We start from the raw sequence: 21403 nt of genomic DNA on the forward strand, positions 1-21403 counted from the left end.
CCCGCCGTCACCTGTCGAGTATCAGGGAGGCGTGTCCGTAAATGCATCCTTATGGACAACCCTTTCCCCATGGGCTGAGCGCACGGAGCGCTCACCCACACGACACATTTGTAAGGTCAGGTGCGCGAAATGCTTGGACACTCAGCGCATCAAGCGGGATTGTTATGACGGTATTTGGGGGAGAAAAACCATGGGTAAGCCCGATCGCGCCGAAGACGCACTTCAAATTGTGGGCTACGAGGTGGTTTGCCGACAGAAGATCAATGCGATGGGCCAATATGTCGGAGACCTAAGGATCAGGCGAAAGGCTGATGGGAAGTTGATCTACCCGTTCGACGGCTGTCTCGTTCCTGGGCCATTCGCAACTGCCGACGAAGCCCGACTCGCCGTGCGCGAGCTCGCCAAAGAGTTTGTGCGGCTTGATGTCGAGCGTCCCGAGGATTGATGACGCATCGCTGGAGTGGTCGACATCCAGAGGTGGTTCGGTCTCCCCGATGCTCATGCACCGGGTTTGTCCTGGCCGACGGAAGCCATGAAAAAGCGGTTTCGACCAACACCGGAGCCAGCGGCTGTTCCGGGCATGAGCGATGCGGAATCGGGCCTGGGCGCGATGCCGCGTCCCCGAGCGGAAGAGAGCCCCGATGAGCACTCAGACCTCATGGAAAACACGCTGGGCGCTGCCCGCTGAACGCGCGGCTAGACCTCGCGGCGCGACAACGCGAGTGCGTAATACCTGATCCGGGAGGAAATGCGCGATGAAGGAATCGGCCGTAGTGGTCACTGTGCGACGGGAGGATCCCGCTACGCGCGACGCGGGCTTACTGCTCGACGAACTGAGCGCCATGGTCGCGCTGTACTGCGGTGATGGCGCCCAATCCCGATTCAACGAGCAGGATGCGATGACGCCGCGCGGCGCCTTTGTCATTGCCCGTACCACCGACGGCCAGGCGATAGGCTGTGGGGCCCTGCGCCGTTTCTCGTTTGAAGTGGCGGAGTTCAAGCGGATATACCGGCGCGCCGAATTCCATGGAGCCGGCGCTGCGATTCTGCGATATCTCGAAGAACTCGCCGCCGCAATGGACTTTCGCCGGGTCATCTTGCAGACACGTGAGGCGAACCGGCGCGCAATCGCCTTTTATCGGCGCCACGGTTACCAACACATCGACCCGTACGGCGAATACACGACCATGAGCGACGCTCGATGCTTCGGGAAAGCGCTTCCAGTCAAACCGCAGCCTTGAGCGGCATCGCTTCTTCGCGGTGATCCCTCTCATTTGCGCCGTGTTTGAAGCATCGTCATCGGGCGGTATCTCAAAGCGGCATATCGAGGTGCGAGAGCACCAACGTCTTGTCGCCGGTGCTCTTCACCCCGGCGGCCTCGAGCTTTGCATCGAGCTCGGTCTTGCGCGACGCGAGACGGCGGCCCAGCGCTTCGAGGTCCAGATTACTGCGGCGCAAGAGCGGGAATAGCTCTTTCTCTTCTTCTTCGACATGGTGGCGAACCAGGTCGGCCAGCACACGGAACGTCGCGTCGAAACCAGCATGCGCGGGTGTCAGCGTGGTGAAGCGCTGGATGAGCGTTTTCACGAGATAGTGCTCGACTCGAGCCTCGTCCACATCAAGCGCCTCTGTGGGTAGTGCTTCGCTCGCTGCGGGGTAGAGCAACTCTTCCTCAAGCATCGTATGCACGGCGAGTTGCTCGCACGCTCGCTTGGCGATCGTGAAGCGCGCATCTTCGGTGGCCTCGCCGGCACCCCGGTAGGCATCGAAAAGTTTATCGACGGCGCGGTGGTCGGCGATCAGCAGCGCGAGCGCATCGCTGGTCTGTTTCGGTTCGTTCATGACAGGTCTCCACGGGACATGCCCGTGTTGCGCAGCGCGCGTACCCAGCTCCCGGTCTCTCGATGAAGGCAGGCCGGGCGGTGCGCGAGGCCGCATGCGCCGCGGCACGCACCGTGCGCGACGGCCCATGCGCGGTCCATATGGGCCCCGCGACCGTTCAACGACCCAAGGATGTCCACCATGAAACTCCTTTTCGCTATTCTCGGTTTGGCCATGGCATGCAGTCTTCCGCTCGCGGCCACAGCACAAGAATCCCAAGCGGCTTCCGCCACCGCGGCAAATCCGCTGCCGGATGTGGATCGCGATTTCGTTCAGGCGGCATCGATGTCTGGATCGACGGAAATCGACGCCGCGAAGCTCGCCATGCATAACACGAAGAACAAGGACGTGCACAAATTTGCAGAGCACATGATCGCCGATCATATGAAGCTTGCAGCGCAATTAAAGCTCGCGGCGCCGCACGGTGTCACGGTGCCGAAGGACAATTCCGATACGTCGATTCTCGATTCGTTACGGCCGCTCAAGGATGAGCAATTTGACAGTGCATACGCGCAGAAGGTGGGGATAGAAGGCCACAAGGAAGCGGTGGCCGCGTTCCAGAAGGAAATCAGCGACGGCAAGAACGACAGCCTGAAGGCGGCGGCGCGCAAGGCGTTGCCAACCGTCGAAGAACATTACCGGATGGCCCAGGCACTGGCCCAGAAAGTCGGTACGCATTCCTGAGTGAACGGCTTCGTCCCGGGGGCAGCCGTTGCAGCAGGAAACATTGCGGCGGTGCGCGCGAGGCCTTCTGTTGACCCCGCGCAGCACCGGTTGGGAGCGGGGCGTGTGTCCCTCGCACGGGCCCCCCCCCCGCATGCCCTTACGAGGTGGTGCCCTCGAACGCGTTACTCCAGGCCATTAAGTCGCGGTTCAGGCGGCTTTCGATACCGCTAACGCAATCGACGATCGCGCCAAGCATGATCTCGTTGATGTGCCGCCAGTAGGCTGCAGTCTTTACTGTGCCCGCTAAAGCGTAGCCTGCGTTCAAGCGCCATGCGTCAAATGGCGAACGTTCGCTAGCCGATTCGATTGCGATTGCGCGCTGCTCATCCAGGGTTGTACTGAACGCATGGCTATTCAGTTCTGCGATGCGGCCAGCGGTCTCAACACACAGGCGTGCCAGCTCGTTCATTTCCGTGCCCAGGGACGTAACTCGTTCAGGCGCGTTGCCTGGGCCTGCGTCGGGTAGTGCGATCGGTGGTTCAATCATCATCGGCTCCGATTTGAGGTTTGACCGGGCAGATAGGGTTCCGCGGTCTTGCTGCATCGCCGCATTGCCTGTTCCCGATTCGGCCGGTGGTTCGCACCGAAGGGCGGCACGCTCGGCTGCGCGCTGCCTCGGCGGAGAATTACGCTCCGGCGTTGGCGGCATGGCTATTGCTCCTCGTGCCCAAACAAGGGAATCCGACCGAGGCAAGCCGTGGCAAAGAATCACGCAAATTCAGGAAAGCCGGGCCGCAAAAGTACTGCGCGCGCGAGCGGCATATCGCCGACTGACCTCGGGCCTTGCGGCCTGCGCTATGTCGATGACTCGCATCGCGGGTACACGCGCGAGCGGATCGACGGAGCGTTCGTCTACTTCGATACGCGAGGCAAGCGCATCAAGGACGCTGCCGAGATTCGCCGTATCAACGCATTGGCGGTTCCGCCTGCCTATACCGATGTGTGGATCTGCCCGGATGGGCGTGGCCACTTGCAGGCGACGGGCCGTGACGCGCGGGGTCGCAAGCAGTACCGCTATCACCCGTATTGGCGTGAAACACGGGACGCGACCAAGTACGAGCGCTTGCTGGGGTTCGGCACCGCGCTGCCGAAACTGCGCGCCCGGCTGGCGCGCGATCTCGCGCTCGACGGCATGCCGCGAAACAAAGTGCTGGCGACCGTCGTGCGCCTGCTCGATAGCACACTGATTCGCGTGGGCAGCGAGGAGTACGCGCGGGAGAACCGCTCGTACGGCCTGACCACGATGCGCAAGCGGCATCTGGAAGTGTCGTCTGACCGGCTGCGCTTCCGGTTTCGCGGCAAGAGCGGCATCGAGCACGACGTCGCGGTCAGCGACGCACGGGTTGCGCGCATCGTCAGGCGCTGTATGGAACTGCCGGGCCAGGACCTCTTTCAGTATCTCGATGCCGATGGCGCGCGGTATTCTGTCACCTCCTCGGACATCAACGACTATTTGCATGAGGTCACGGGCGCCGATTTCACCGCAAAAGACTACCGCACGTGGGCGGGCAGCGTGTTTGCGTTTGCGGCGCTGCGCAAGCTGGAGTGGCAAACGGCGACGCAGGCGCGCAAGCACGTCGCCGACACCGTCAAGCAGATCTCCCAGATGCTGCGCAATACGCCGGCGGTTTGCCGCAAGTGCTATATCCATCCGGCCGTGATCGAAGCGTTCGAGGCGGGCGCCCTCGCGCAGGCGCTACCCGCAGTGCGCCTGCGCGGACTGAAGGCAGACGAGGCGGCGCTCGTCGTCTTTCTGAAGCGCGACGCGAAGCGGCGGACGCGTGAGATGTCGCGCCGCGATCGCGCTGGCGAGTCAAGCGACGCGAGCCTCGTCCGCCTGCTCGCGCAAACGAGCCGTAAAGTACGCGCGAAGGGGGCGAAGGACCGCGCTAATGGCGGCGCGACAAAGACACAGAAACCGGAGACGAGCAAGACAGCGTCGCGGCACGTGCGCTCGTCTGCTTCGACTCGATTCGCGCGTGCCGACACCGTTGCATGACGCGGCTCGTCAACGTTTGCCAGCAAGCGCGTCTGCGAGACGCAGTGCCTCGACGATCTGCGCGCGCGCTTTGTCGCGCGCCTCGACGTTCGGCGCCCGTAGCGCGTACGAAGGGTGCCAGGTTGCCACGATGACGAGATCGCCGATGCGACCCGCGTGTTCCATGTAGGCCTTCAGCCGCGCGTTCGGGTCGCGCAAAATCGCGCGCAAGGCGGTTGCGCCGAGCGCGACCACGACCTTCGGCCTGATTTGCGCAAGTTCCCGTTCGAGCCAGTATGCGCAGGCTTCCACCTCGCGCTGGGCAGGCGTCTTGTGCAGGCGGCGCTTGCCGCGCAGTTCCCATTTGAAGTGCTTAACCGCATTGGTCACATAGACGGCCTTCCGTTCGATGCCCGCCTCTTCGAGCGCGGTGTCGAGCAGCGCGCCTGCCGGGCCGACGAACGGCAGACCCGCGCGATCCTCGCTGTCGCCGGGCTGCTCGCCGACGAGCATCAGCGTGGCGCGCGCGTTGCCCGCGCCCGGCACCCCGTGGGTGGCGTCTTTCCACAACGTGCAGCGCCGACATGCTTCCAGCGAATCGGGTTCCTGATGAGGATCGGCCTGCGGGCTAACGGTGCGGCGCGCGGGGTGCGATTCGTCGCGATCCCGATGGCCGTGCGGTGTGCGCGATGTCACTGCGTTGCCTCGCGCACGGCGAGAGCGCTGACTGGAACGAAACGCGGACTGGCCAGTTTCATCGTTGCTCCCCAAACGGTGGGCGACGCGCGCGACAAACGCGAATCGCTATTGCGGTCCAGGAGGATGCGCAACTGGCGTACCGCGCGGGCGGCAGCCAGGGCACGCTGCTTGCGCGGACACGACAGCACCCGAGCGAACGAAGGCGAGGGAGCGAAAAGCGCGGCTCAAAAATCCGAAGGGAGTTTGATGATGCGGCGATTCCATGCAGCGACGCGCCATAAGCGGACGTTGCCCGTGAGCGCCGTCGTTCCGGAATGAGCGATGTGCCGGAAAACGTGGAGACTTGCGATGGGTATCGAACAGCACGTCGTCTCATTTCTGACCTCCGTGGGTCGCAAACTCGCCACCGCGGAGTCATGCACGGGCGGACTGATGGCCGCCACACTGGCTGCCGTGCCGGGAAGCGGTGGGTGCCTGGACGTCGGGTTCGTCGCGTACTCGCCCACGGGAAAGGCCGGTTTCCTCGGCGTGCGCGAAGAAACGATGGAGCGTTACGGGCTCACGAGCGAAGAGGTCGCGCGCGAAATGGCCGAAGGAGCGCTGGCGGCGGATGGGTGCAGCGCGGATGTAGCCGTCTCCAATACCGGGGTTGCCGACGCGGTCTGCGACGGCAATGGGCCGCCGGCCGGCACCCAGTGCTTCGGCTGGTCATGGCGTCTTGAAGATGGGCGATGCGTGACCTTCACCGAAACCGAGCGCTTTGTGGGATCGCGCAACGAGATTCGCGCCGCGGCCGCTCAATACGCGTTCTCGCGTATTGAGCATTACTTCAACCGGCTTCCTCAGCAATCCGTATAGTCGCGACGTGGCGGCGTTTCTTGCGCGCAACCAAACCGGGTCATCAGCCGGCGAGCGTCGAAAGGGGCTTCGGTCTTCTGATCGTTGTCGAAATAGCAGTACACGTCGCGCGGCTTGCGCTCAGATGCACCGAGTTCCGGAGCGATGAGTCGCGCGTGCGCGGCGGATTTCCCCTCGCTCCATGCTCTGAAGCGGGCTTCCCATTTGTCCAGCGACGCGTCGCTGTAGGCGCCCGCATATCTTCCGGTTGAGCCATGCAGCCGCGCGTAGGTGAAGTCGGCCGTGGCGTCCTCGGCATACGGCCACGGCTCGGTGGAGTCGGACACCACGAGCGCGACCCGATAGCGTCGTAGCAGATCCACGAACGCAGGGACAACGAAACTCGCATGACGGATTTCGATGGCGTGGCGCATGGTCCGGTTCTGGTCGATGGTGAGCCACGGAGCCTTTACCCGCGCGTCGTGGCGCCTCGCCAGACGCAGTGCGGCTTCCGTGTCGGGCGGCAGCAGTGCGAGGAAGCGTTCGAGGCGCTCGACATGGAAGGTGTAATTTGGCGGGAACTGCCAGAGTAAAGGCCCCAACTTGTCGTTCAGCGCGAGCAACCCTTGCGCAAAGAAGTTCGCGCACGCAATGGTTGCCGTTTCGTCGCGGAAGCGCAGCATGTGTGTGAGATAGCGCGCGCCCTTGATGCTGAAGACGAAACCTTCCGGCGTTTCGTCGCGCCAGTGCTCGAACGATGCCGGCGATTGCAGACTGTAGTGCGTGCCGTTAATTTCGATGGTCTGCACGGCGCGCGACGCGAAGTCGAGCTCGCGCTTTTGCGGCCAGCCGGGCGGATAGAACGTGCCGCGCCAACCATCATAGCGCCAGCCGGAAATGCCGATCCGCACTTTGCCCATGATGGTTTCCTCTTCGATCTTGCGAACGGGGAGCGCTGCCGCGGTTCATCCCAGTCGGGTGTTTGCTGACACTCAGCACAGCCTGTTCCCGCGCACGCAACGAAGACCTGACAGGTACGAGTCATGCGTAATGGCGGCCGCGGCGTCGTCGCAACGAAAGCGGCTCGCTCGCAACACTCAGGCGCCAGGTGCGAACGCGCTCATGTCTGTGCCTCGCTCAAGAAGCCCTTGAGCATGCCGAGCGTATCCGCGTCCTCGACTGACTTGTCGGTGCGCCAACGCAGCATCCGGGGAAAGCGCACTGCGATGCCCGACTTATGCCGCGAGCTTGCCTGAATTCCTTCGAAGCCGATCTCGAACACCAGGGTTGGTGTGACGCCGTGCACCGGTCCGAACTTCTCAATTGTCGTCTTGCGCACGATTGCATCGACTTTGCGGATTTCTTCGTCGGTGAGTCCTGAGTACGCCTTGGCGAACGGCACCAGCGTGCGCACGCCGTCTGCTTCGTCCCAGACCGCAAACGTGTAGTCCGTGAAGAGGCTCGCCCGCCGGCCGTGACCACGTTGGGCGTACAGCAGCACGGCGTCGATCGAAAACGGATCGATCTTCCATTTCCACCACGTACCCGATGCCTTGGTACGTCCGACGCCGTACATCGATGTCCGCTGTTTCAGCATCAACCCTTCGACGCTGCGCGCGCGGCTCTCCTCGCGCAATTGCCTGATCGCGTTCCAGTCTTCGGCGGCCACGACCGGCGATACGCGCAGCAATTCGGTCGCGGGCGATTGCGACAACGACTGGACAAGCGCGTCGAGTCGCGCGCGTCGTATTTCGAGCGGTTGCGTGCGCAGATCGCGACCCTCGGCTTCGAGCAGGTCGTATGCGACCATCGCCGCGGGCGACTCGCTGAGCACCTTTCTGGTCAGCGACTTGCGCGTGATACGCGGCTGCAGACGCGCGAATGGCAATGGTGCACTCGCCCCCGGTTCCCACGCGAGAATTTCCCCGTCTATGACCGAGCCGTTCGGCAACGCAGCAGCCATCGCCTCCAGCTCCGGAAAACGTTCGGTTACGAGGTCTTCGCCCCGCGACCAGATCCAGACGCGTCCTGCGCGTTTGACGAGTTGTGCGCGAATGCCGTCCCATTTCCATTCGAAGATCCAGTCCGCGGTCGGGCCGAGCGTTGTGGGGTCGGCCTGCAACGGATGCGCGAGAAAGAACGGATAGGGCAAGCCGATGTCGGTGGCTTGCGGCGTGTCGGTGTCGTCGCCATCGGCCGAAGCGGTGATTAGCCGGAGATACCCGGCGGCTGTCGGTGTCTTGTGCGAATGCGTCCAACCGACGAAGCGCTGCGCGATGCGTTTGTGGTCGACGCCCGCGACCTGCGCGAGCGCGCGCACGACGAGCTGCCGTGAGACGCCGACGCGGAAACCGCCGCCGATGAGCTTGGTGAGCAAAAACCGCTCGCTCCAGTTCAGTTCGTCCCAGTAGGCGGTCAAACGCTCGCGTACGGCGTCCGGCTCGCTGCCTCGCAACGTCAGCAGGCGCTGCCCGACCCATTGCGCCAGACCCAGTTCCGATTCACGCGACGCTGGCGGCAGCACGTGCGCGATCGTCTCTGCGAGGTCGCCGACTGCCTGATATGACTCGTCGAACAGCCATTGCGGCAGGCCGGCGCAATCGCGTGCGCATTCGATCAGCATTCGCGTAGGCACCGACTGGCGAGGCTTCCCACCTGCGAGGAAGTACGCCGCCCATGCCGCGTCTTCAGGTTCGGCGCCGGAAAAATAGGCAACCAATGCTTCGAGCTTGTCGTTGGTTGACGTCGTCGCGTCGAGCGCTGCGTAGAGTGCCGCAAACCGTTTCATTTCGGCGCGTCCTCCGTCGTGGCGGCATCGACGTCTGCCTCGATCGCGTCGCCGCCATATTCGGTTGCGAAGGTGCCGGCATCGAATCCATGTTCGAGAAGCCATCGCACCATCGGCTCGATGTAACCGTGCGTGACGATCACGCGCTCAGCGCCAGTTGCTTTGATGGCATCGTTGAGACCGGGCCAGTCCGCATGATCCGATAAGACGAATCCCCGGTCGACTCCGCGCCTGCGTCTCGCACCGCGCAAACGCATCCAGCCAGATGCCAATGCGTCGCGATGCTCGCCGAAACGCCGTGTCCACGCGCTGCCTTTCGCGGAGGGCGGCGCAATGATCAGCGCGTTTCTGAATGCGGCCTTGTCGTGCATCGGGATTTCGCCGACGCGTCGCGTCGCGGGCAAGTCGACTGCCGCATCACGATAGATTCGATTCAACGTTTCGACGGCACCGTGGCAGAAGATCGGGCCGATGCCAGGGTCCACGCCGGCGAGCACACGCTGCCCTTTGCCGAAGGAATAGCAAAACAGCACCGACGCCAGCCCTTGGGCCGCGTTATGCCGCCACCAGGCGTTGATGCCGTCGAATACGGCATGCGACGGTTCCCACCGGTAGACAGGCAAGCCGAAAGTCGATTCCGTGATGAACGTGTCGCACCGGACCGGTTCGAACGGCGTGCATGTCGGGTCCGGTTCGATCTTGTAGTCGCCCGATGCGACCCATACACGCCCGGCATGCTCGAGCCGCACCTGGGCCGAGCCGAGCACGTGTCCTGCCGGATGCAATGACACGCGCACGCCATTGACTTCGATCTGTTCGCCGTACGGCAAACCCTGCACTGCGATACCTGGCAAGCGGGTCTGCAGTACGCCGAGTCCCGCTTGTGCCGTCAGGTAGTGGCGATGACCAACGCGTGCATGGTCAGCGTGCGCATGAGTAATGATCGCCCGTTCGACCGGCTGCCATGGATCGATGTAAAACGCCCCCGGCGGGCAGTACAGTCCCTCAGGAAGGGCAATGATCAAATCGGAGGAGGTATTCATGTCGTTGGGCTCGTCGCTCGCGACGATCGTGGAGCCTATGAGTGGGTTCACAAAGCTGGAGCCAGACATGTTCCCGGATCACTGCAGAATGCCGGCGCGGGCGCCACGCAGGGCGAACTTTTGCCGGCACGCGCGATGCGCTCGAGGCGATATTAACTGCGGAGATAGTCATGAGCGACCAAAGAAAGGCTGGAGAATGCGGCCAATCGGCGCTGCTGGAGTGCGGCGGGGTCGAATCACCGGGCGTGGGACTCGGGCGCACGCCTGAATTGACTTCAACGCCGGAGTTTTAAGCGTTGGCGCGGGGCTTCAAAAAATCTTCGCGCGGGGCCTTCAAAAATGCGCGGCGAGTCGATACAATGGCGACCCTTCGAGCCCACGAGGCGAGAAGAGACGGGATCTTTACGCGTCCCGAGTTGTATTGGATTGCCGACGTGGTGAAATTGGTAGACACGCTATCTTGAGGGGGTAGTGGCGAAAGCTGTGCGAGTTCGAGTCTCGCCGTCGGCACCAAAATTGAATCGAGTATCATGCACAGAACTGCGTGATGATACTGGTACGAATTGCATTCGCGCGCTTCTGCTGCGAATGGCGCAAGAGAGCCGGCTGATAAGCCGGCTTTTTATTTTGCGGGCAATCGTAAGGACTCCAGCATAGTTCCAGGCGAGCGCGGGAGTGCTTGCGAGGATGCGTGCGCCGCGTATATAATCGCCGCTCTTCGAGCAGGTCCGCAAGCTGACCTGTTCGATTCTGCGTCATCCCACTGGCGCAGAAGCCGTTCTGCATGGGGGTATAGCTCAGCTGGGAGAGCGCTTGCATGGCATGCAAGAGGTCAGCGGTTCGATCCCGCTTACCTCCACCAACAGAACGCGTCGCCTTCGAGCACGTTGCTTCATCATCCTGATTCACTTCCCCGCATCGCATCGAAATTCGCGCAGCCATTTTCAATGGATTGCATTCGCGCGCACCGTCACAGCGGTAACGCATGCGTCGACAGAATCTCCTTGAGCACCATGAAGCTGCGAACCTGCCGCACGCCCGGCAAGTACAACAACTGCTCCGCATGCAGCTGGTTGAAGCTTTCGTTGTCGCGCGTGCGCACCAGCATGAAGTAATCGAATTCGCCGGTCACGACGTGGCATTCCACACAGCCTGAAACCTTCTGGGCCGCTTTCTCGAATGCGGCGAACGCCTCGGGCGTCGAGCGGTCGAGCACGAAGCCGATCACGACCAGCATGCCTGCGCCGAGCGCCTTCGGGTCGAGCAGCGCGACGATTCCGCGTATCAGCCCTAACTCCTTGAGCCGTTCCACACGCCGCAGGCACGCGGGCGCACTGAGCTTCACCCTGGCAGCGAGGCTGACATTTGAAATCGATGCGTCCTGCTGCAAATGCCTGAGGATCGCGCGATCGATGCGATCCAATGCAGGCGGCTCATTCGGCGTAGCGGGAGAGTGTCCGGTTAATTTCATTGCGTCGTTTAACCGTTTTGCACATTAAAAGTTTTTCGAAGCCAAAAAGAATGCTTTAAACGTAGGCCGTCGATATTTTTTTAGCAAGCTCATTTCGCGGCATCGCGCCTAACATTTCTCCATCGGATTGCGCGTTCCAGGCGCGTACCGACCGTTGACCACGCCCCGTATGAGCCGACCTCCCGGAGATATTCGATGAACCTCCAGCGTTTTCCCCGTTATCCACTCACTTTCGGACCCACGCCCATCCAACCGCTCAAGCGCCTGAGCCAGCACCTCGGCGGCAAGGTCGAGCTCTACGCGAAGCGCGAGGACTGCAACAGCGGACTCGCGTTTGGCGGCAACAAGACGCGCAAGCTCGAGTACCTGATTCCCGACGCGCTCGCTCAAGGTTGCGACACGCTAGTCTCGATTGGCGGCATCCAGTCGAACCAGACGCGTCAGGTTGCAGCCGTCGCTGCGCATCTCGGCATGAAGTGCGTGCTGGTCCAGGAGAACTGGGTCAACTATTCCGATGCCGTCTACGACCGCGTAGGCAACATCCAGATGTCACGCATGATGGGCGCGGACGTGCGGCTCGTGCCAGACGGTTTCGACATCGGCATTCGACCGAGCTGGGAGGAGGCGCTAGAGAGCGTGCGCGCGGCGGGTGGCAAACCGTATGCGATACCGGCGGGCTGCTCGGAGCATCCGCTCGGCGGCCTCGGTTTCGTGGGCTTTGCCGAGGAAGTGCGGGCGCAGGAGGCGCAATTGGGCTTCAAGTTCGACTACATCGTCGTGTGCTCGGTGACAGGCAGCACGCAGGCGGGCATGGTGGTCGGCTTCGCGGCGGACGGCCGGGCGGACCGCGTGATCGGCATCGACGCTTCGGCTACGCCGGAGAAGACCCACGCGCAAATCGCGCGCATCGCACGTCATACCGCCGGGCTCGTCGATCTCAACCGCGATATCAGCGACAAGGACGTGATTCTCGACACACGTTACGGCGGCCCTGAGTACGGGCTGCCGAACGAAGGCACGCTGGAGGCGATTCGTTTGTGCGCGCGGTTGGAGGGCGTGCTGACCGACCCCGTGTACGAGGGCAAGTCGATGCACGGCATGATCGACAAAGTGCGCCGTGGCGAATTCGAGCCCGGGTCGAAGGTGCTGTACGCGCATCTGGGCGGCGTGCCGGCTTTGAGCGCGTACAGCTTTATTTTCCGCGACGGCTGAGTTCAAACGCGGTTCGCTGGCGCGCGAGGCGGACGCCACGGTCTTTGACTTTGATCACGGTGTGCATCCGACCAGCACCAACGAGCGAAGAACCTGACGTTGTTGAAAGGCGTTACGACATGAGGCCGTAAACGGTTCGATGTTTGCGGCGTTGGCGATCGTCAGCGAAATGACGCCGTAACGTGAAGCACTTCACGCATAAGGCGTGCTGTGTAGTGTTTGATTAACGCGGTGGGTGCCACCACAATCATAAAGTCAGGTCGGGAACAAGCGCCGAGTGACTCACGGACTGACGGGCGGCTCCCTCCGCGTTCGCCCCCGGGGGGCACGTAGCGTATCCGCACTCCGGCTTCCGGATTGGAAGCGAAAATGGCCACCGTTCGGGACACTTCCAGATTCAGCCTTTTCCTGCACACCGGAATGGTCGCCCTGGCGTATTTCGCCGGTGCAAAGCTAGGCCTTTCCTATGCGGTAGTGGGCGGCGCAATCTCACTCGTATGGCCTTCCAGCGGCATCGCACTCGTTGCGCTGCTCGCACTCGGCATCGAAGTGGCCCCGGGTATTGCCGTCGGGTCCTTCCTCGCCAACGTGTCGAGCGGCGTGCCTGCTGCCGTGGCCGCGGCGATAAGCATCGGCTCCATGGCTGGACCGTTGACGGCAGCGCTATTGCTCAACCGCGCGACACGATTCCGGATCACCCTCGCGCGCATCAACGATGTATTGGCCTTCATCGCCCTCGCTGCGGTGGCGAGTACGGGGGTCAGTGCGCTGATCGGCACGACCGCCCTGCTGGGAGGGGGACTCGTGCCTGCCGCCCGGTACGCCGCAGCCTTTCTGAAATGGTGGCTCGGCGACATGATGGGGGTTCTCGTCGTGGCGCCGGCCCTGTTCAGCCTCCTCACGTATTCAAACCCTGTGCGATCCGCACAGCGGATCATGGAAGCGTGCGGACTGATTGCTGCGACCTTTTGGGTGAGCTACCTCATCTTCGGTGCCCCGCAACTTGCGGGGCACGGCTACTACCCGGCAGCGCTCGCGATCTTTCCATTCATTATCTGGGCGGCGCTGCGCTTCGATCGCCTTGGCGCGAGCATCGTCACGCTAGTGGTCTCGGTCGTGGCTATCTGGGGCACTACCCACGGTACGGGGCCCTTTGCCGCCGAATCTCCTGTGGACAGCCTGGTGAGGTGGTGCGCCTTCGCGAACGTCGTGGCGGTGACGGGACTGTTGCTGGCGGCGGCACGCGCTCAGGAACAGGGCGCCCATGATCTGCTGCAGGCGGCCCACATCGAACTCGAGCGACGCGTGGAGGAGCGTACCGAAGACCTCGCGAAGGCGAACCACGAGCTAAAAGATGAGATGCAGCGACGCCGTTTGCTGGAGGGCGAGCTGATCCGGATCGGCGATCAGCAGCAGAGACTCATCGGCCAGGAACTGCACGACGGACTTGGGCAACACCTGACCAGCCTGGGACTGTACTGCGCGGCGTTGAATCAGAAACTGCAGACCCAGGGCCACCCGGCCGCCGCTGACGCCGCTACCGTCGTCGGCCTCGCGAAGCAGGCGTCCCTGATGACCCGCAGGATCGCCCACGGCCTCGATCCGGTCGCGATGGAATACGGCGGACTTGCGGACGCACTGCAAGCGCTGGCGGAGACGGCTGGCGCGCTCGATGGCGTAGATTGCAAGCTGCGGATCGCGCCGGATGTGGACTTGCTGGACCCGCTGCTGCAGATCAACCTGTACCGAGCCGCACAGGAAGCCGTCAACAACGCGCTGAAATATTTTCGTGGCCACCGCATCTGGATCGACCTCGAGCGGGCGGGCGGTCTGCAGACGCTCTCGATCAGCGACGATGGGGTAGGCATCGGCCCTGAGGAAATGGAGCGTGCCGCGGGTCTTGGACTGCACAACCTGCGCCACCGGGCGAGCCTTCTGGGCGGCTCCTGCACCGTGACCCGCAACGGCTTGGGCGGCACCACCGTCGCCATTAGCTATCCGCTACCGGAGGGTACTGGCCGTGCAGAGGAAATGCGCTAGCCCAGGCCGTGCGACTCAAATCCTGATCGTGGATGACCACCCCATCATCCGGGACGGGATGACGCTCTTGCTCAATCTGCAGGAGGATCTGCACGTCTGCGGTGCAGCGGGCAGCGCCGACGAAGCGCTCGCGGCGATGAAGTGTCTGCCCGACATGGCCATTGTGGACATCAGCCTGCAGACGGACTCCGGCCTCGAGCTGGTCAAGACGCTGCGGCACCGTTATCCGGATCTGGCAATCCTTGTCCTTAGCATGCACGACGAAAGCCTGTTTGCCGAACGCGCACTGCGGTCCGGGGCAAACGGGTATCTCATGAAACTCGAGGCCACGGAGCATGTCGTGAGCGCTATCCGCGAAGTGCTGGCGGGCAATATCTACATGAGCGCCGCCATGCACGAGAAGCTGGCGCGGGCGCTTACCGTCCCACACAAAAAGGCCGAGAGCCAAATTGCGAACCTTTCGGAACGGGAATTCGAAGTTCTGCACCTGATCGGACTCGGCTTCAGCACCCGCGATATCGCAGGGAAGCTGAACCGGAGCGTGAAGACCATCGAAGCGCACCAGGCCAATATCAAGGAAAAGCTGAACATCCGTAGCGGCAAGGAGCTGACGCGCTTCGCCATTCAGTGGATCGAGAGCCAATAGGGCTGAGCCAGCCCGCCGAATAAGGCAATCCCCTAGCCTCTTTTAGGACAGGTGCCTGGTCCATGCACATGGAGTCGGCGCATACAGTCTTATCTACCCAACGCCGACGCTCTGTCGCCGGGCGTTTGCCGAAGCCGTGCAGCAGCAAGCGCATGGCGATGCGAGCCTGCGCGACGCTCGCTGTCGCAGCCCTCGAGCGCCGATAGTTTGCATATGTTCAACCCAGTCGTGCTCAAGGCAAGGAGGTTCGCCTTGAGCAAGATCTCGTTCGTTGCAGGAGGAATCATGAAATACCTTGCTCAAACTGTCGTTATCCTTACCATCGCGGCTGCTCCGGTGCTCTCGCTCGCACAGTCGAACGGCCCCGTGACAACTGAACAAGTTCGCGCCGAACTCGTCCAGCTCGAACAGGCTGGCTATCACGTCGGTGACGGCGACAATGCAAGCTATCCAGCCGATATCCAGGCTGCCGAAGCGCGCGTGGCTGCGCAGAACGGCGGGAGCAGTTACGGCGGGATGGTCAGCGGATCGTCAGCGTCTGGCGCGCCCGCGGCGGCCATTCCCGGTTTGAAGCCGGTTTACTTCGGTCAGTAAGACAGTGCGTCGTCGCACTGTCCTGAGTGGTCTCACAGCACGTCGCACCAACGCATCACACGTTACGCGAAAGCCCCTCTTCCGAATCGAGAGGGCTTTTTGATTGCTTCGCGGGGTTTGGGGGAGAGAAGGCGAGGATATCTAGGCGAGCAGCAGCAAGGCATCCGCGAGCGAGAGTACCGTGGTGCGCGAATCGAATGCGGTGGAGAACAGGTGTTCATGTACCACCGGATCCGGGTCATAGCAGCAATCCTTGACCGTGTACAGGCGGAAGTCCGCGTCGCTTGCATACGCGACCGACGACAGCACAACGCCCGTCGATGCAATGCCGACCATAATCAGCGAATCGACTCCTTGTGCGAGAAGTCGTGCCTGCAAGTCGGTGCCGAAGAACACGCTGGCCCGGTGTGCAACGATGACGGGTTCGCAAGCCTGCCGCCCTAACTCCGGCGGGATATGGTCGTCGACAAAGAGACCGAGTTGCTTGATTCCCTGCCCATTCTTGTTCAATGGGCTGACTTCCGGATAGCCCGGGCTGAAGCGGAGGTTGGCGAAATAAACGCTGACGCCTTTGGTTCGCGCCGCGTCGCAGAGCTTGCGCGTATTGGCAAGCAAGGCCGGCGCGACCGATGGGAAGAGCCCGAGAATGTCGGTCTGATAGTGCATGACGAGAAGCGCGGTTTGGGCCGGCGCGATTGGCGGGATCGACTCCATTCGCAGTTCTCCTGTCTCTCGACACGGGGTTCATATTCACAACGCGAGAACGTCGAACGCGGAGAAGCATGTATTGCGAACGCGACGTTCCACTGCCGTGCAAATAGTACATTATGTCGTCGCGCATGGTTAGCCATGCAGACGAAGTATCGTCTGCGTGTCGGTTTGAGTCGGTCCGCATTTCGCCCGCAACAATTGCCGCCCCTGTCTGAGGGGACCGCCTTCCTGCCTTCTGAGCGATTCGGGCGCGCCAAGGTTGCTCAATGGCTCAGCTTCGAGCAGTACTACATCGAACCGGTCATCGGCTCCTTGCGTTTCTGGACATTGACGGGGCGGTTAAAGCGTAATGCTGCGATGGTCCCAGACAAACAGGAGACCGCCACGAAGGCGCTGCGAGCCCTCGATCGGTCCCTGACGGATGCGACCTTCCTGGTCGGTGACGGCCTGTCCATTGCCGACATATCGATCTACGCATATACCCACCTGGCAGGCGATATCGGTATCGACCTGCCAGCCTACCGTGCACTCGCTGCCTGGCTGTCGCGCGTCGCTGCCGAGATTGGTCCCAACACTCCCGTGCATCCTTACACCATCGATCCGCACGCCATCGTGCGTGACTAGAGGGCGCGCGAAGTTGCGAGCTGACGAATCGCGCGTCCAGCGATTGAGCGTTTGGTCTGCTTGGGAAATCGGACACCTGAGCGACCGCATCATCCGAAATCCCGCCGTTGGCGCACGGGGATAAAATCAGGATCCGACCGAATTCGACCTTCGAGCCGTTTCGCAGTGATACCGCCGATCAGGATATTGGAAGCAGACAACTCGCCTCGCAAAACCACATGAAAACGTCCATATTGGCCGTTCTGTTGTGCCTGTCTACGGCAATTGCACACGCCGCGGGAATAAAGTTCGCGCAGATTCCGGCTGATGCCGCCGGTCCGGCGTTAAAAGCGATCGTGTGGACACCGTGTGCTGAGCCTGCCCAGGAGGTGCCGATCGGTCCATATGTCCTGAAGGGGCGGCGCGACTGTCCGACCGTTGGCGAAAAGCTTCCCCTCGTAGTCATTTCGCACGGCTATGCCGGATCGTACCTTGGCCACAGAGACCTTGCCGAGACGCTGGCCGAGGCGGGCTTTGTCGTGGCGGCAATCAATCATCCAGGCGATACATTCTCTGATATGACCCTGGCCGACGATATGTCTGTGTTCGTCGAGCGACCGACCGACATCAAGCGTCTTATCGATTACATGTTGAGCACCGCCCCCGACGCAGCCAGAATCGACCCGCAACGGATAGGCTTTTTTGGCTTTTCGCGCGGCGGCTACACGGGCCTGGTGTTGGCCGGCGGCAACCCGGATTTCCCGCACGCCGATATTACGTGCCCGGACCCGGGCGCCCCGATTTGCAAACAGGTTCGAAGTGGAGTGGTGTCCACCGAACACCTGACTCATGACGCACGGATCAAAGCCTTTGTGCTGGCGGACCCGTTCAATGCATTCCCAACCGCGGCGAGCCTGAAGAATGTGCAAGCGCCTATTCAGCTTTGGGCTTCCCAGTTCGGTGGCGCCGGCGTGCTGCCGCGCAACGCCGACGCACTCGCCAGGACCCTTCCTCACAGGCCCGAATATCACATTGTTTCCAGCGCGGCGCATTTTGCTTTTCTTGCTCCGTGTCCTGCGGCAATGAAGAGCAATGAGCCGGACCTCTGCGTCGATGCGAACGGCTTCAACCGGATAGTCTTTCACAAGCAGTTTGACGAAATGGCGCTCACGTTTTTTCAAGCGAATCTTCGATAGATCCCAGCATAGTCTGGCGGACCGCACGTACCGGATGAGGCGGGCGGCGAGCGTCCATTGCACCTTGATAGTTGCCGTTCGCGCGTGCTGGCAACCAGGACGCGCCAGCCGCATACAAACTGGCATCGCGCCGCAATATACGTTGCGATGCCGTTCGAGCTGGCGCAGCCTTAAATGCAACTGTTCGGCCATTGCCACCTGCCTGTCCGTTCAAGTCGCGGTCGGCCACTTTCGCCATTTCGACGCAGGCCATATGCGATGATGCCAATACTCACCACATCTGCGCATCGCCATGCCATCATCCAGCGCCACACGAACGACATCGCTTGCGCTGAACAGCGTGGCCACCATACTGGCTTCGATGTTTTGCTTCGCTGTAGTGGATGCACTGGCGAAGACAGTCGCGCTGCAATATCCAGCAAATGAAGTCACCTTCTTCCGGATGCTCTTCGGTCTGGTGCCGGCAGTCGCGATGTGCTGCCGTGGGCGTCTTTCGATAACCGAGCGCCTGGCCAACATCGACATCAAAGGGCAGACTGCACGTGCGCTGACGCTCCTCGGCGCCTCAGGACTTTTCTTTGCCGGCTTGCCTTACGTCCCATTGGGAGAAGCGGTTGCACTCGCGTATTCGGAAACGCTAATCGTCATCCTGCTCGCGCCTTTGGTTTTGCGAGAGCGATTGACGGGAAGTGGAGTCGCCGCGGCGCTCGTCGGATTCTGCGGTGTGCTGCTCGTGGTGCGCCCGGGTGGCGGTCAGTCGAGCTGGCTCGGTCCAGTGTTCCTTCTCCTCAGTGCTTTCTTCGGCGCGCTGTCCATCGTCCAGATCAAACGCATACGATCTACCGACGACTCGGTGACGACGGTTCTGTTTTTCACCCTCGTAGGGACGGTCGTTACCGGTCTTACTGTCGTGTTCAACTGGCGCACCCCATCTGTGAAGGCGCTCTTGATCATGGCACTTCTTGGCGCGTTCGCGACCGCAGGTCAGATCTTGATGACGGTCGCTTTTCGCCAGGCGGACGTCGGGAAGCTCGCACCGTATAACTACACGAGCATCGTCTGGGCGGCGCTATTCGGTTACGTCATCTGGGGCGAGATGCTTCAGCCGCTGTCACTGGTGGGAATTGCACTCATCGTCGGCAGCGCCATTTCGGTCTCGGTCAGCCGGAAAGACAAGGAAGCACCGCTCGCCTGACGTGTCATCCGCCGGCGTTCGGCCGGGAGGCATGACGTAGGGTAGACACTCAACGCTGCCGATGGAGACTTTCGTTGACCGCATGCGAGCCATCGGCAAAGCCACCATCCTCGGACACCTCACCGGTATCGACGGACTCCGGTGCCGCGCCCGTTTCTGCAGGCGGCAGCGGTCCGGCCGCGTCGTCGCCGAGTAAGGGGCGCTCGGGGTGCACGAACAGCCATAGCAGCGCACCGCAGGCGGCCGCCGCGCCGATCACGATCATGCCGCTTGCCCAGCTATGCGTGACCTTGACGATCAACGCCAGCGTCATGGGGCCCGCGACGTTCGAGAGGGCGCCCCACACGTTCGTCCAGCCCGACATGACACCGGCGAACGCGCGCCCGAGATCCTGCGTGGCCGACCACACGACCACCTGCACGAATCCCACCGCGGCAAAAGAGAGGCACAGCAAGCCGATGACCATCGCCATCGATTCCGCGCGCGAGGCCGCCGTCAATGCGAGCGCGCTCACGACGAATCCGGTCATTGCAACGGGCGTGCGCGCCCGATAGATCGAGCCGGTTTTTCGAAGCAGCCAGTCGCTGAATGCCCCCGCGACGAATACCGCCACGAACACGGCAACCCAGGGCAACGATGCGTACAGACCCATCGCCTTGAGCGATAGCCCGCGCGCACGCATGAGATAGGTCGGCAGCCACGTCGTGTAGAAGCTCTGGATCAGCACCAGCAGGAAGTACTGGACACCGAAGATCCAGAAGCGCGGCTGCTTCAGGCAGCGCCTGAGCGCACCCCTGGCTGCCACGCGCTCGGGTGGCTGGCCGGCGGCGATGTACTCGACTTCCGCCTTTGTGATGAGTGGGTGTGCCGCCGGCGTGTCGCGGTAGCCGAACCACCAGATCGCGCCGAGCAGCAGGCCCAGTGCGCCGAATCCGAAGAAAACGGCGTGCCAGCCGAACCGGGCGATGGTCCACGCCGTGAGCGGCGCCGAAACGATCGGGCCAAGATAGAGCCCGGCGAGCAGCAGGGCATTGCCTTTCGCACGCTCGCTGGCCGGAACCCAGCGCTTGAGCGCGACGACACTGCTCGACCAGTCCGCAGACTGCGCCCCGCCCAGCACGAGGCGGCATCCGAAGAGCCAGGCGAACGAGGTGCCCAGCGGCGTGGCGAGCATCATGAGCGACCAGAGCGTGCTCGTGCCGAACAGCACCTTGCGCGACCCGAAGCGCTCGGCAGCACGGCCGGCCGGTATCTGCCCGATTGCATACGCCCAGAAGTAGATCGTGAAAATCATCGACATCTCGACGATCGACAGGCCCAGTTCATTCTGGATCGTCGGGGCCGCGACAGCCATGGCCGTGCGGTCGAGCGTCATCACGAACGTCAGTGGCGCAACGAGCATTGCCACGATCTTCCAGCGGAGATGGTTCACGGTGTGCAACATCCCTTGTATGAAAAACCGCGAATTACGCCTCGCGGTCGGCGTGATCGGGATCGGCGGCGTCGAACCCTTGCGGATCGCGCTCGGCCCACTGATGCGCCCAGGCCAGCAGCGGCTGCAATGCGGCCAGGAGCTTCCTGCCTTCGGCTGTCATGCGGTAACCGCCATCGCCATGCGCGACGAGACCGGACGCCCGCAATTCCGCGAGCCGCGTATTGAGCAGGCGGGCATTGGTGTCGCACGCTTCCTGGAGTGCGCGAAACGTCAGCGCCTCGCCGCGAAGTTCCCACAGTATCCGCAGTGCGGTACGCCGCCCGAGCAGGTCCAGCACGACCATGATTG

At 62.3% G+C, this 21403-nt stretch carries 22 protein-coding genes and 2 tRNA genes; 14 read left to right on the forward strand and 10 right to left on the reverse strand.

All coding sequences use genetic code 11. From position 1 onward, the window contains the following. The first annotated feature begins 190 nt into the window (after nucleotides 1–190). Nucleotides 191–445 (forward strand): DUF6723 family protein, encoded by a 255-nt coding sequence (locus BFD71_RS09940; RefSeq protein ID WP_069263095.1) that lies wholly within the window; start codon nucleotides 191–193, stop codon nucleotides 443–445. 310 nt (nucleotides 446–755) lie between these two features. Further along, the gene (locus BFD71_RS09945) at nucleotides 756–1241 is read left to right on the forward strand and encodes a GNAT family N-acetyltransferase (RefSeq protein WP_069263096.1); all 486 of its coding nucleotides are present in this window, start codon (nucleotides 756–758) and stop codon (nucleotides 1239–1241) included. 70 nt (nucleotides 1242–1311) lie between these two features. Here BFD71_RS09945 and BFD71_RS09950 read toward each other — a convergent pair whose 3' ends face one another. Beyond that, complete coding sequence (locus BFD71_RS09950) at nucleotides 1312–1842, reverse strand: hemerythrin domain-containing protein (RefSeq protein ID WP_069263097.1); 531 nt, start codon at nucleotides 1840–1842, stop codon at nucleotides 1312–1314. Nucleotides 1843–2022: 180 nt separating this feature from the next. On the opposite strand from BFD71_RS09950, the gene BFD71_RS09955 reads away from it, so the two are divergent. Then, nucleotides 2023–2565 carry a DUF4142 domain-containing protein gene (locus tag BFD71_RS09955; protein ID WP_069263098.1) on the forward strand — a complete coding sequence of 181 codons (543 nt, stop codon included), beginning with the start codon at nucleotides 2023–2025 and terminating at the stop codon, nucleotides 2563–2565. A gap of 139 nt (nucleotides 2566–2704) precedes the next feature. Here the strand turns inward: BFD71_RS09955 and BFD71_RS41380 are convergent, their stop codons facing one another. After that, the gene (locus tag BFD71_RS41380; protein ID WP_069263099.1) at nucleotides 2705–3016 is read right to left on the reverse strand and encodes a phasin family protein; all 312 of its coding nucleotides are present in this window, start codon (nucleotides 3014–3016) and stop codon (nucleotides 2705–2707) included. Between the two features lie 351 nt (nucleotides 3017–3367). Here BFD71_RS41380 and BFD71_RS09965 point away from each other — a divergent pair, with 351 nt between their 5' ends. After that, complete coding sequence (locus tag BFD71_RS09965) at nucleotides 3368–4606, forward strand: DNA topoisomerase IB (protein WP_256094610.1); 1239 nt, start codon at nucleotides 3368–3370, stop codon at nucleotides 4604–4606. A gap of 9 nt (nucleotides 4607–4615) precedes the next feature. Here BFD71_RS09965 and BFD71_RS09970 read toward each other — a convergent pair whose 3' ends face one another. Next, nucleotides 4616–5281, reverse strand: a complete 666-nt coding sequence (locus tag BFD71_RS09970; protein ID WP_083245162.1) for a UdgX family uracil-DNA binding protein — start codon at nucleotides 5279–5281, stop codon at nucleotides 4616–4618. Nucleotides 5282–5632: 351 nt separating this feature from the next. On the opposite strand from BFD71_RS09970, the gene BFD71_RS09975 reads away from it, so the two are divergent. Continuing rightward, a complete protein-coding gene (locus BFD71_RS09975) occupies nucleotides 5633–6142 on the forward strand; it encodes a CinA family protein (protein ID WP_069263101.1) in 510 nt (169 codons plus the stop codon). Here the strand turns inward: BFD71_RS09975 and BFD71_RS09980 are convergent. From BFD71_RS09980 to BFD71_RS09990, 3 genes are all read right to left on the reverse strand, one after another. Next, nucleotides 6127–7041: a DUF72 domain-containing protein gene (locus tag BFD71_RS09980; protein WP_069263102.1), complete on the reverse strand. Its 915-nt coding sequence runs from the start codon at nucleotides 7039–7041 to the stop codon at nucleotides 6127–6129. The two genes, BFD71_RS09975 and BFD71_RS09980, sit on opposite strands and share 16 nt — an antisense overlap. A 200-nt stretch (nucleotides 7042–7241) precedes the next feature. Further along, the gene (locus BFD71_RS09985; RefSeq protein ID WP_069263103.1) at nucleotides 7242–8909 is read right to left on the reverse strand and encodes an ATP-dependent DNA ligase; all 1668 of its coding nucleotides are present in this window, start codon (nucleotides 8907–8909) and stop codon (nucleotides 7242–7244) included. Continuing rightward, nucleotides 8906–9952: a ligase-associated DNA damage response exonuclease gene (locus BFD71_RS09990; RefSeq protein ID WP_069263519.1), complete on the reverse strand. Its 1047-nt coding sequence runs from the start codon at nucleotides 9950–9952 to the stop codon at nucleotides 8906–8908. Before BFD71_RS09990 ends, BFD71_RS09985 begins: the two co-directional genes overlap by 4 nt. Nucleotides 9953–10380: 428 nt before the next feature. On the opposite strand from BFD71_RS09990, the gene BFD71_RS09995 reads away from it, so the two are divergent. Both BFD71_RS09995 and BFD71_RS10000 read left to right on the forward strand, forming a co-directional pair. Next, nucleotides 10381–10465 (forward strand) — tRNA-Leu (locus tag BFD71_RS09995). Between the two features lie 273 nt (nucleotides 10466–10738). Beyond that, a tRNA-Ala gene (locus BFD71_RS10000) sits at nucleotides 10739–10814 on the forward strand. A 108-nt stretch (nucleotides 10815–10922) separates the two neighbouring features. Here the strand turns inward: BFD71_RS10000 and BFD71_RS10005 are convergent. After that, complete coding sequence (locus BFD71_RS10005; protein WP_069263104.1) at nucleotides 10923–11423, reverse strand: Lrp/AsnC family transcriptional regulator; 501 nt, start codon at nucleotides 11421–11423, stop codon at nucleotides 10923–10925. Between the two features lie 195 nt (nucleotides 11424–11618). Here BFD71_RS10005 and BFD71_RS10010 point away from each other — a divergent pair, with 195 nt between their 5' ends. The 4 genes from BFD71_RS10010 to BFD71_RS10025 all read left to right on the forward strand — a co-directional run bounded on the left by BFD71_RS10010 (nucleotide 11619) and on the right by BFD71_RS10025 (nucleotide 15915). Next, a complete protein-coding gene (locus BFD71_RS10010; protein ID WP_069263105.1) occupies nucleotides 11619–12635 on the forward strand; it encodes a 1-aminocyclopropane-1-carboxylate deaminase in 1017 nt (338 codons plus the stop codon). A 369-nt stretch (nucleotides 12636–13004) separates the two neighbouring features. Next, the gene (locus tag BFD71_RS10015) at nucleotides 13005–14675 is read left to right on the forward strand and encodes an MASE1 domain-containing protein (RefSeq protein WP_069263106.1); all 1671 of its coding nucleotides are present in this window, start codon (nucleotides 13005–13007) and stop codon (nucleotides 14673–14675) included. A gap of 28 nt (nucleotides 14676–14703) precedes the next feature. Then, nucleotides 14704–15321: a response regulator gene (locus BFD71_RS10020; RefSeq protein ID WP_256094587.1), complete on the forward strand. Its 618-nt coding sequence runs from the start codon at nucleotides 14704–14706 to the stop codon at nucleotides 15319–15321. A gap of 285 nt (nucleotides 15322–15606) precedes the next feature. Further along, on the forward strand, nucleotides 15607–15915 hold the full coding sequence (locus tag BFD71_RS10025) for a DUF4148 domain-containing protein (RefSeq protein WP_069263525.1): 309 nt from the start codon (nucleotides 15607–15609) through the stop codon (nucleotides 15913–15915). A gap of 141 nt (nucleotides 15916–16056) precedes the next feature. On the opposite strand, the gene BFD71_RS10030 is transcribed toward BFD71_RS10025, so the two are convergent. Further along, nucleotides 16057–16629 (reverse strand): isochorismatase family cysteine hydrolase, encoded by a 573-nt coding sequence (locus BFD71_RS10030; RefSeq protein ID WP_141710623.1) that lies wholly within the window; start codon nucleotides 16627–16629, stop codon nucleotides 16057–16059. 135 nt (nucleotides 16630–16764) lie between these two features. On the opposite strand from BFD71_RS10030, the gene BFD71_RS10035 reads away from it, so the two are divergent. The 3 genes from BFD71_RS10035 to BFD71_RS10045 all read left to right on the forward strand — a co-directional run bounded on the left by BFD71_RS10035 (nucleotide 16765) and on the right by BFD71_RS10045 (nucleotide 19620). Beyond that, entirely contained in the window at nucleotides 16765–17250 is a 486-nt protein-coding gene (locus BFD71_RS10035; protein ID WP_069263108.1) for a glutathione S-transferase family protein, read from the forward strand. A 218-nt stretch (nucleotides 17251–17468) separates the two neighbouring features. Beyond that, complete coding sequence (locus BFD71_RS10040) at nucleotides 17469–18425, forward strand: alpha/beta hydrolase family protein (RefSeq protein WP_069263109.1); 957 nt, start codon at nucleotides 17469–17471, stop codon at nucleotides 18423–18425. A 292-nt stretch (nucleotides 18426–18717) separates the two neighbouring features. After that, complete coding sequence (locus BFD71_RS10045; RefSeq protein WP_069263110.1) at nucleotides 18718–19620, forward strand: DMT family transporter; 903 nt, start codon at nucleotides 18718–18720, stop codon at nucleotides 19618–19620. Nucleotides 19621–19669: 49 nt separating this feature from the next. Here BFD71_RS10045 and BFD71_RS10050 read toward each other — a convergent pair whose 3' ends face one another. After that, the gene (locus tag BFD71_RS10050; protein ID WP_176732855.1) at nucleotides 19670–21052 is read right to left on the reverse strand and encodes an MFS transporter; all 1383 of its coding nucleotides are present in this window, start codon (nucleotides 21050–21052) and stop codon (nucleotides 19670–19672) included. Between the two features lie 34 nt (nucleotides 21053–21086). After that, nucleotides 21087–21398 carry a winged helix-turn-helix transcriptional regulator gene (locus tag BFD71_RS10055; RefSeq protein WP_256094589.1) on the reverse strand — a complete coding sequence of 104 codons (312 nt, stop codon included), beginning with the start codon at nucleotides 21396–21398 and terminating at the stop codon, nucleotides 21087–21089. Between the last annotated feature and the right edge of the window lie 5 nt (nucleotides 21399–21403).

Source organism: Paraburkholderia nodosa (genome assembly GCF_001718195.1).
GTDB classification, from domain to species: domain Bacteria; phylum Pseudomonadota; class Gammaproteobacteria; order Burkholderiales; family Burkholderiaceae; genus Paraburkholderia; species Paraburkholderia nodosa_A.

What these genes read in the sequence shown, in the direction of transcription:
- BFD71_RS09990 (WP_069263519.1), bottom strand. Translation starts at nt 9,952, where the DNA reads ATGAATACCTCCTCCGATTTGATCATTGCCCTTCCTGAGGGACTGTAC.
- BFD71_RS09985 (WP_069263103.1), bottom strand. Translation starts at nt 8,909, where the DNA reads ATGAAACGGTTTGCGGCACTCTACGCAGCGCTCGACGCGACGACGTCA.
- BFD71_RS10055 (WP_256094589.1), bottom strand. Translation starts at nt 21,398, where the DNA reads ATGGTCGTGCTGGACCTGCTCGGGCGGCGTACCGCACTGCGGATACTG.
- BFD71_RS09945 (WP_069263096.1), top strand. Translation starts at nt 756, where the DNA reads ATGAAGGAATCGGCCGTAGTGGTCACTGTGCGACGGGAGGATCCCGCT.
- BFD71_RS09980 (WP_069263102.1), bottom strand. Translation starts at nt 7,041, where the DNA reads ATGGGCAAAGTGCGGATCGGCATTTCCGGCTGGCGCTATGATGGTTGG.
- BFD71_RS09940 (WP_069263095.1), top strand. Translation starts at nt 191, where the DNA reads ATGGGTAAGCCCGATCGCGCCGAAGACGCACTTCAAATTGTGGGCTAC.
- BFD71_RS41380 (WP_069263099.1), bottom strand. Translation starts at nt 3,016, where the DNA reads ATGAACGAGCTGGCACGCCTGTGTGTTGAGACCGCTGGCCGCATCGCA.
- BFD71_RS10045 (WP_069263110.1), top strand. Translation starts at nt 18,718, where the DNA reads ATGCCATCATCCAGCGCCACACGAACGACATCGCTTGCGCTGAACAGC.
- BFD71_RS10010 (WP_069263105.1), top strand. Translation starts at nt 11,619, where the DNA reads ATGAACCTCCAGCGTTTTCCCCGTTATCCACTCACTTTCGGACCCACG.
- BFD71_RS10015 (WP_069263106.1), top strand. Translation starts at nt 13,005, where the DNA reads ATGGCCACCGTTCGGGACACTTCCAGATTCAGCCTTTTCCTGCACACC.
- BFD71_RS10035 (WP_069263108.1), top strand. Translation starts at nt 16,765, where the DNA reads ATGCAGACGAAGTATCGTCTGCGTGTCGGTTTGAGTCGGTCCGCATTT.
- BFD71_RS09955 (WP_069263098.1), top strand. Translation starts at nt 2,023, where the DNA reads ATGAAACTCCTTTTCGCTATTCTCGGTTTGGCCATGGCATGCAGTCTT.
- BFD71_RS10025 (WP_069263525.1), top strand. Translation starts at nt 15,607, where the DNA reads ATGAAATACCTTGCTCAAACTGTCGTTATCCTTACCATCGCGGCTGCT.
- BFD71_RS10005 (WP_069263104.1), bottom strand. Translation starts at nt 11,423, where the DNA reads ATGAAATTAACCGGACACTCTCCCGCTACGCCGAATGAGCCGCCTGCA.
- BFD71_RS09975 (WP_069263101.1), top strand. Translation starts at nt 5,633, where the DNA reads ATGGGTATCGAACAGCACGTCGTCTCATTTCTGACCTCCGTGGGTCGC.
- BFD71_RS09950 (WP_069263097.1), bottom strand. Translation starts at nt 1,842, where the DNA reads ATGAACGAACCGAAACAGACCAGCGATGCGCTCGCGCTGCTGATCGCC.
- BFD71_RS10030 (WP_141710623.1), bottom strand. Translation starts at nt 16,629, where the DNA reads ATGGAGTCGATCCCGCCAATCGCGCCGGCCCAAACCGCGCTTCTCGTC.
- BFD71_RS10040 (WP_069263109.1), top strand. Translation starts at nt 17,469, where the DNA reads ATGAAAACGTCCATATTGGCCGTTCTGTTGTGCCTGTCTACGGCAATT.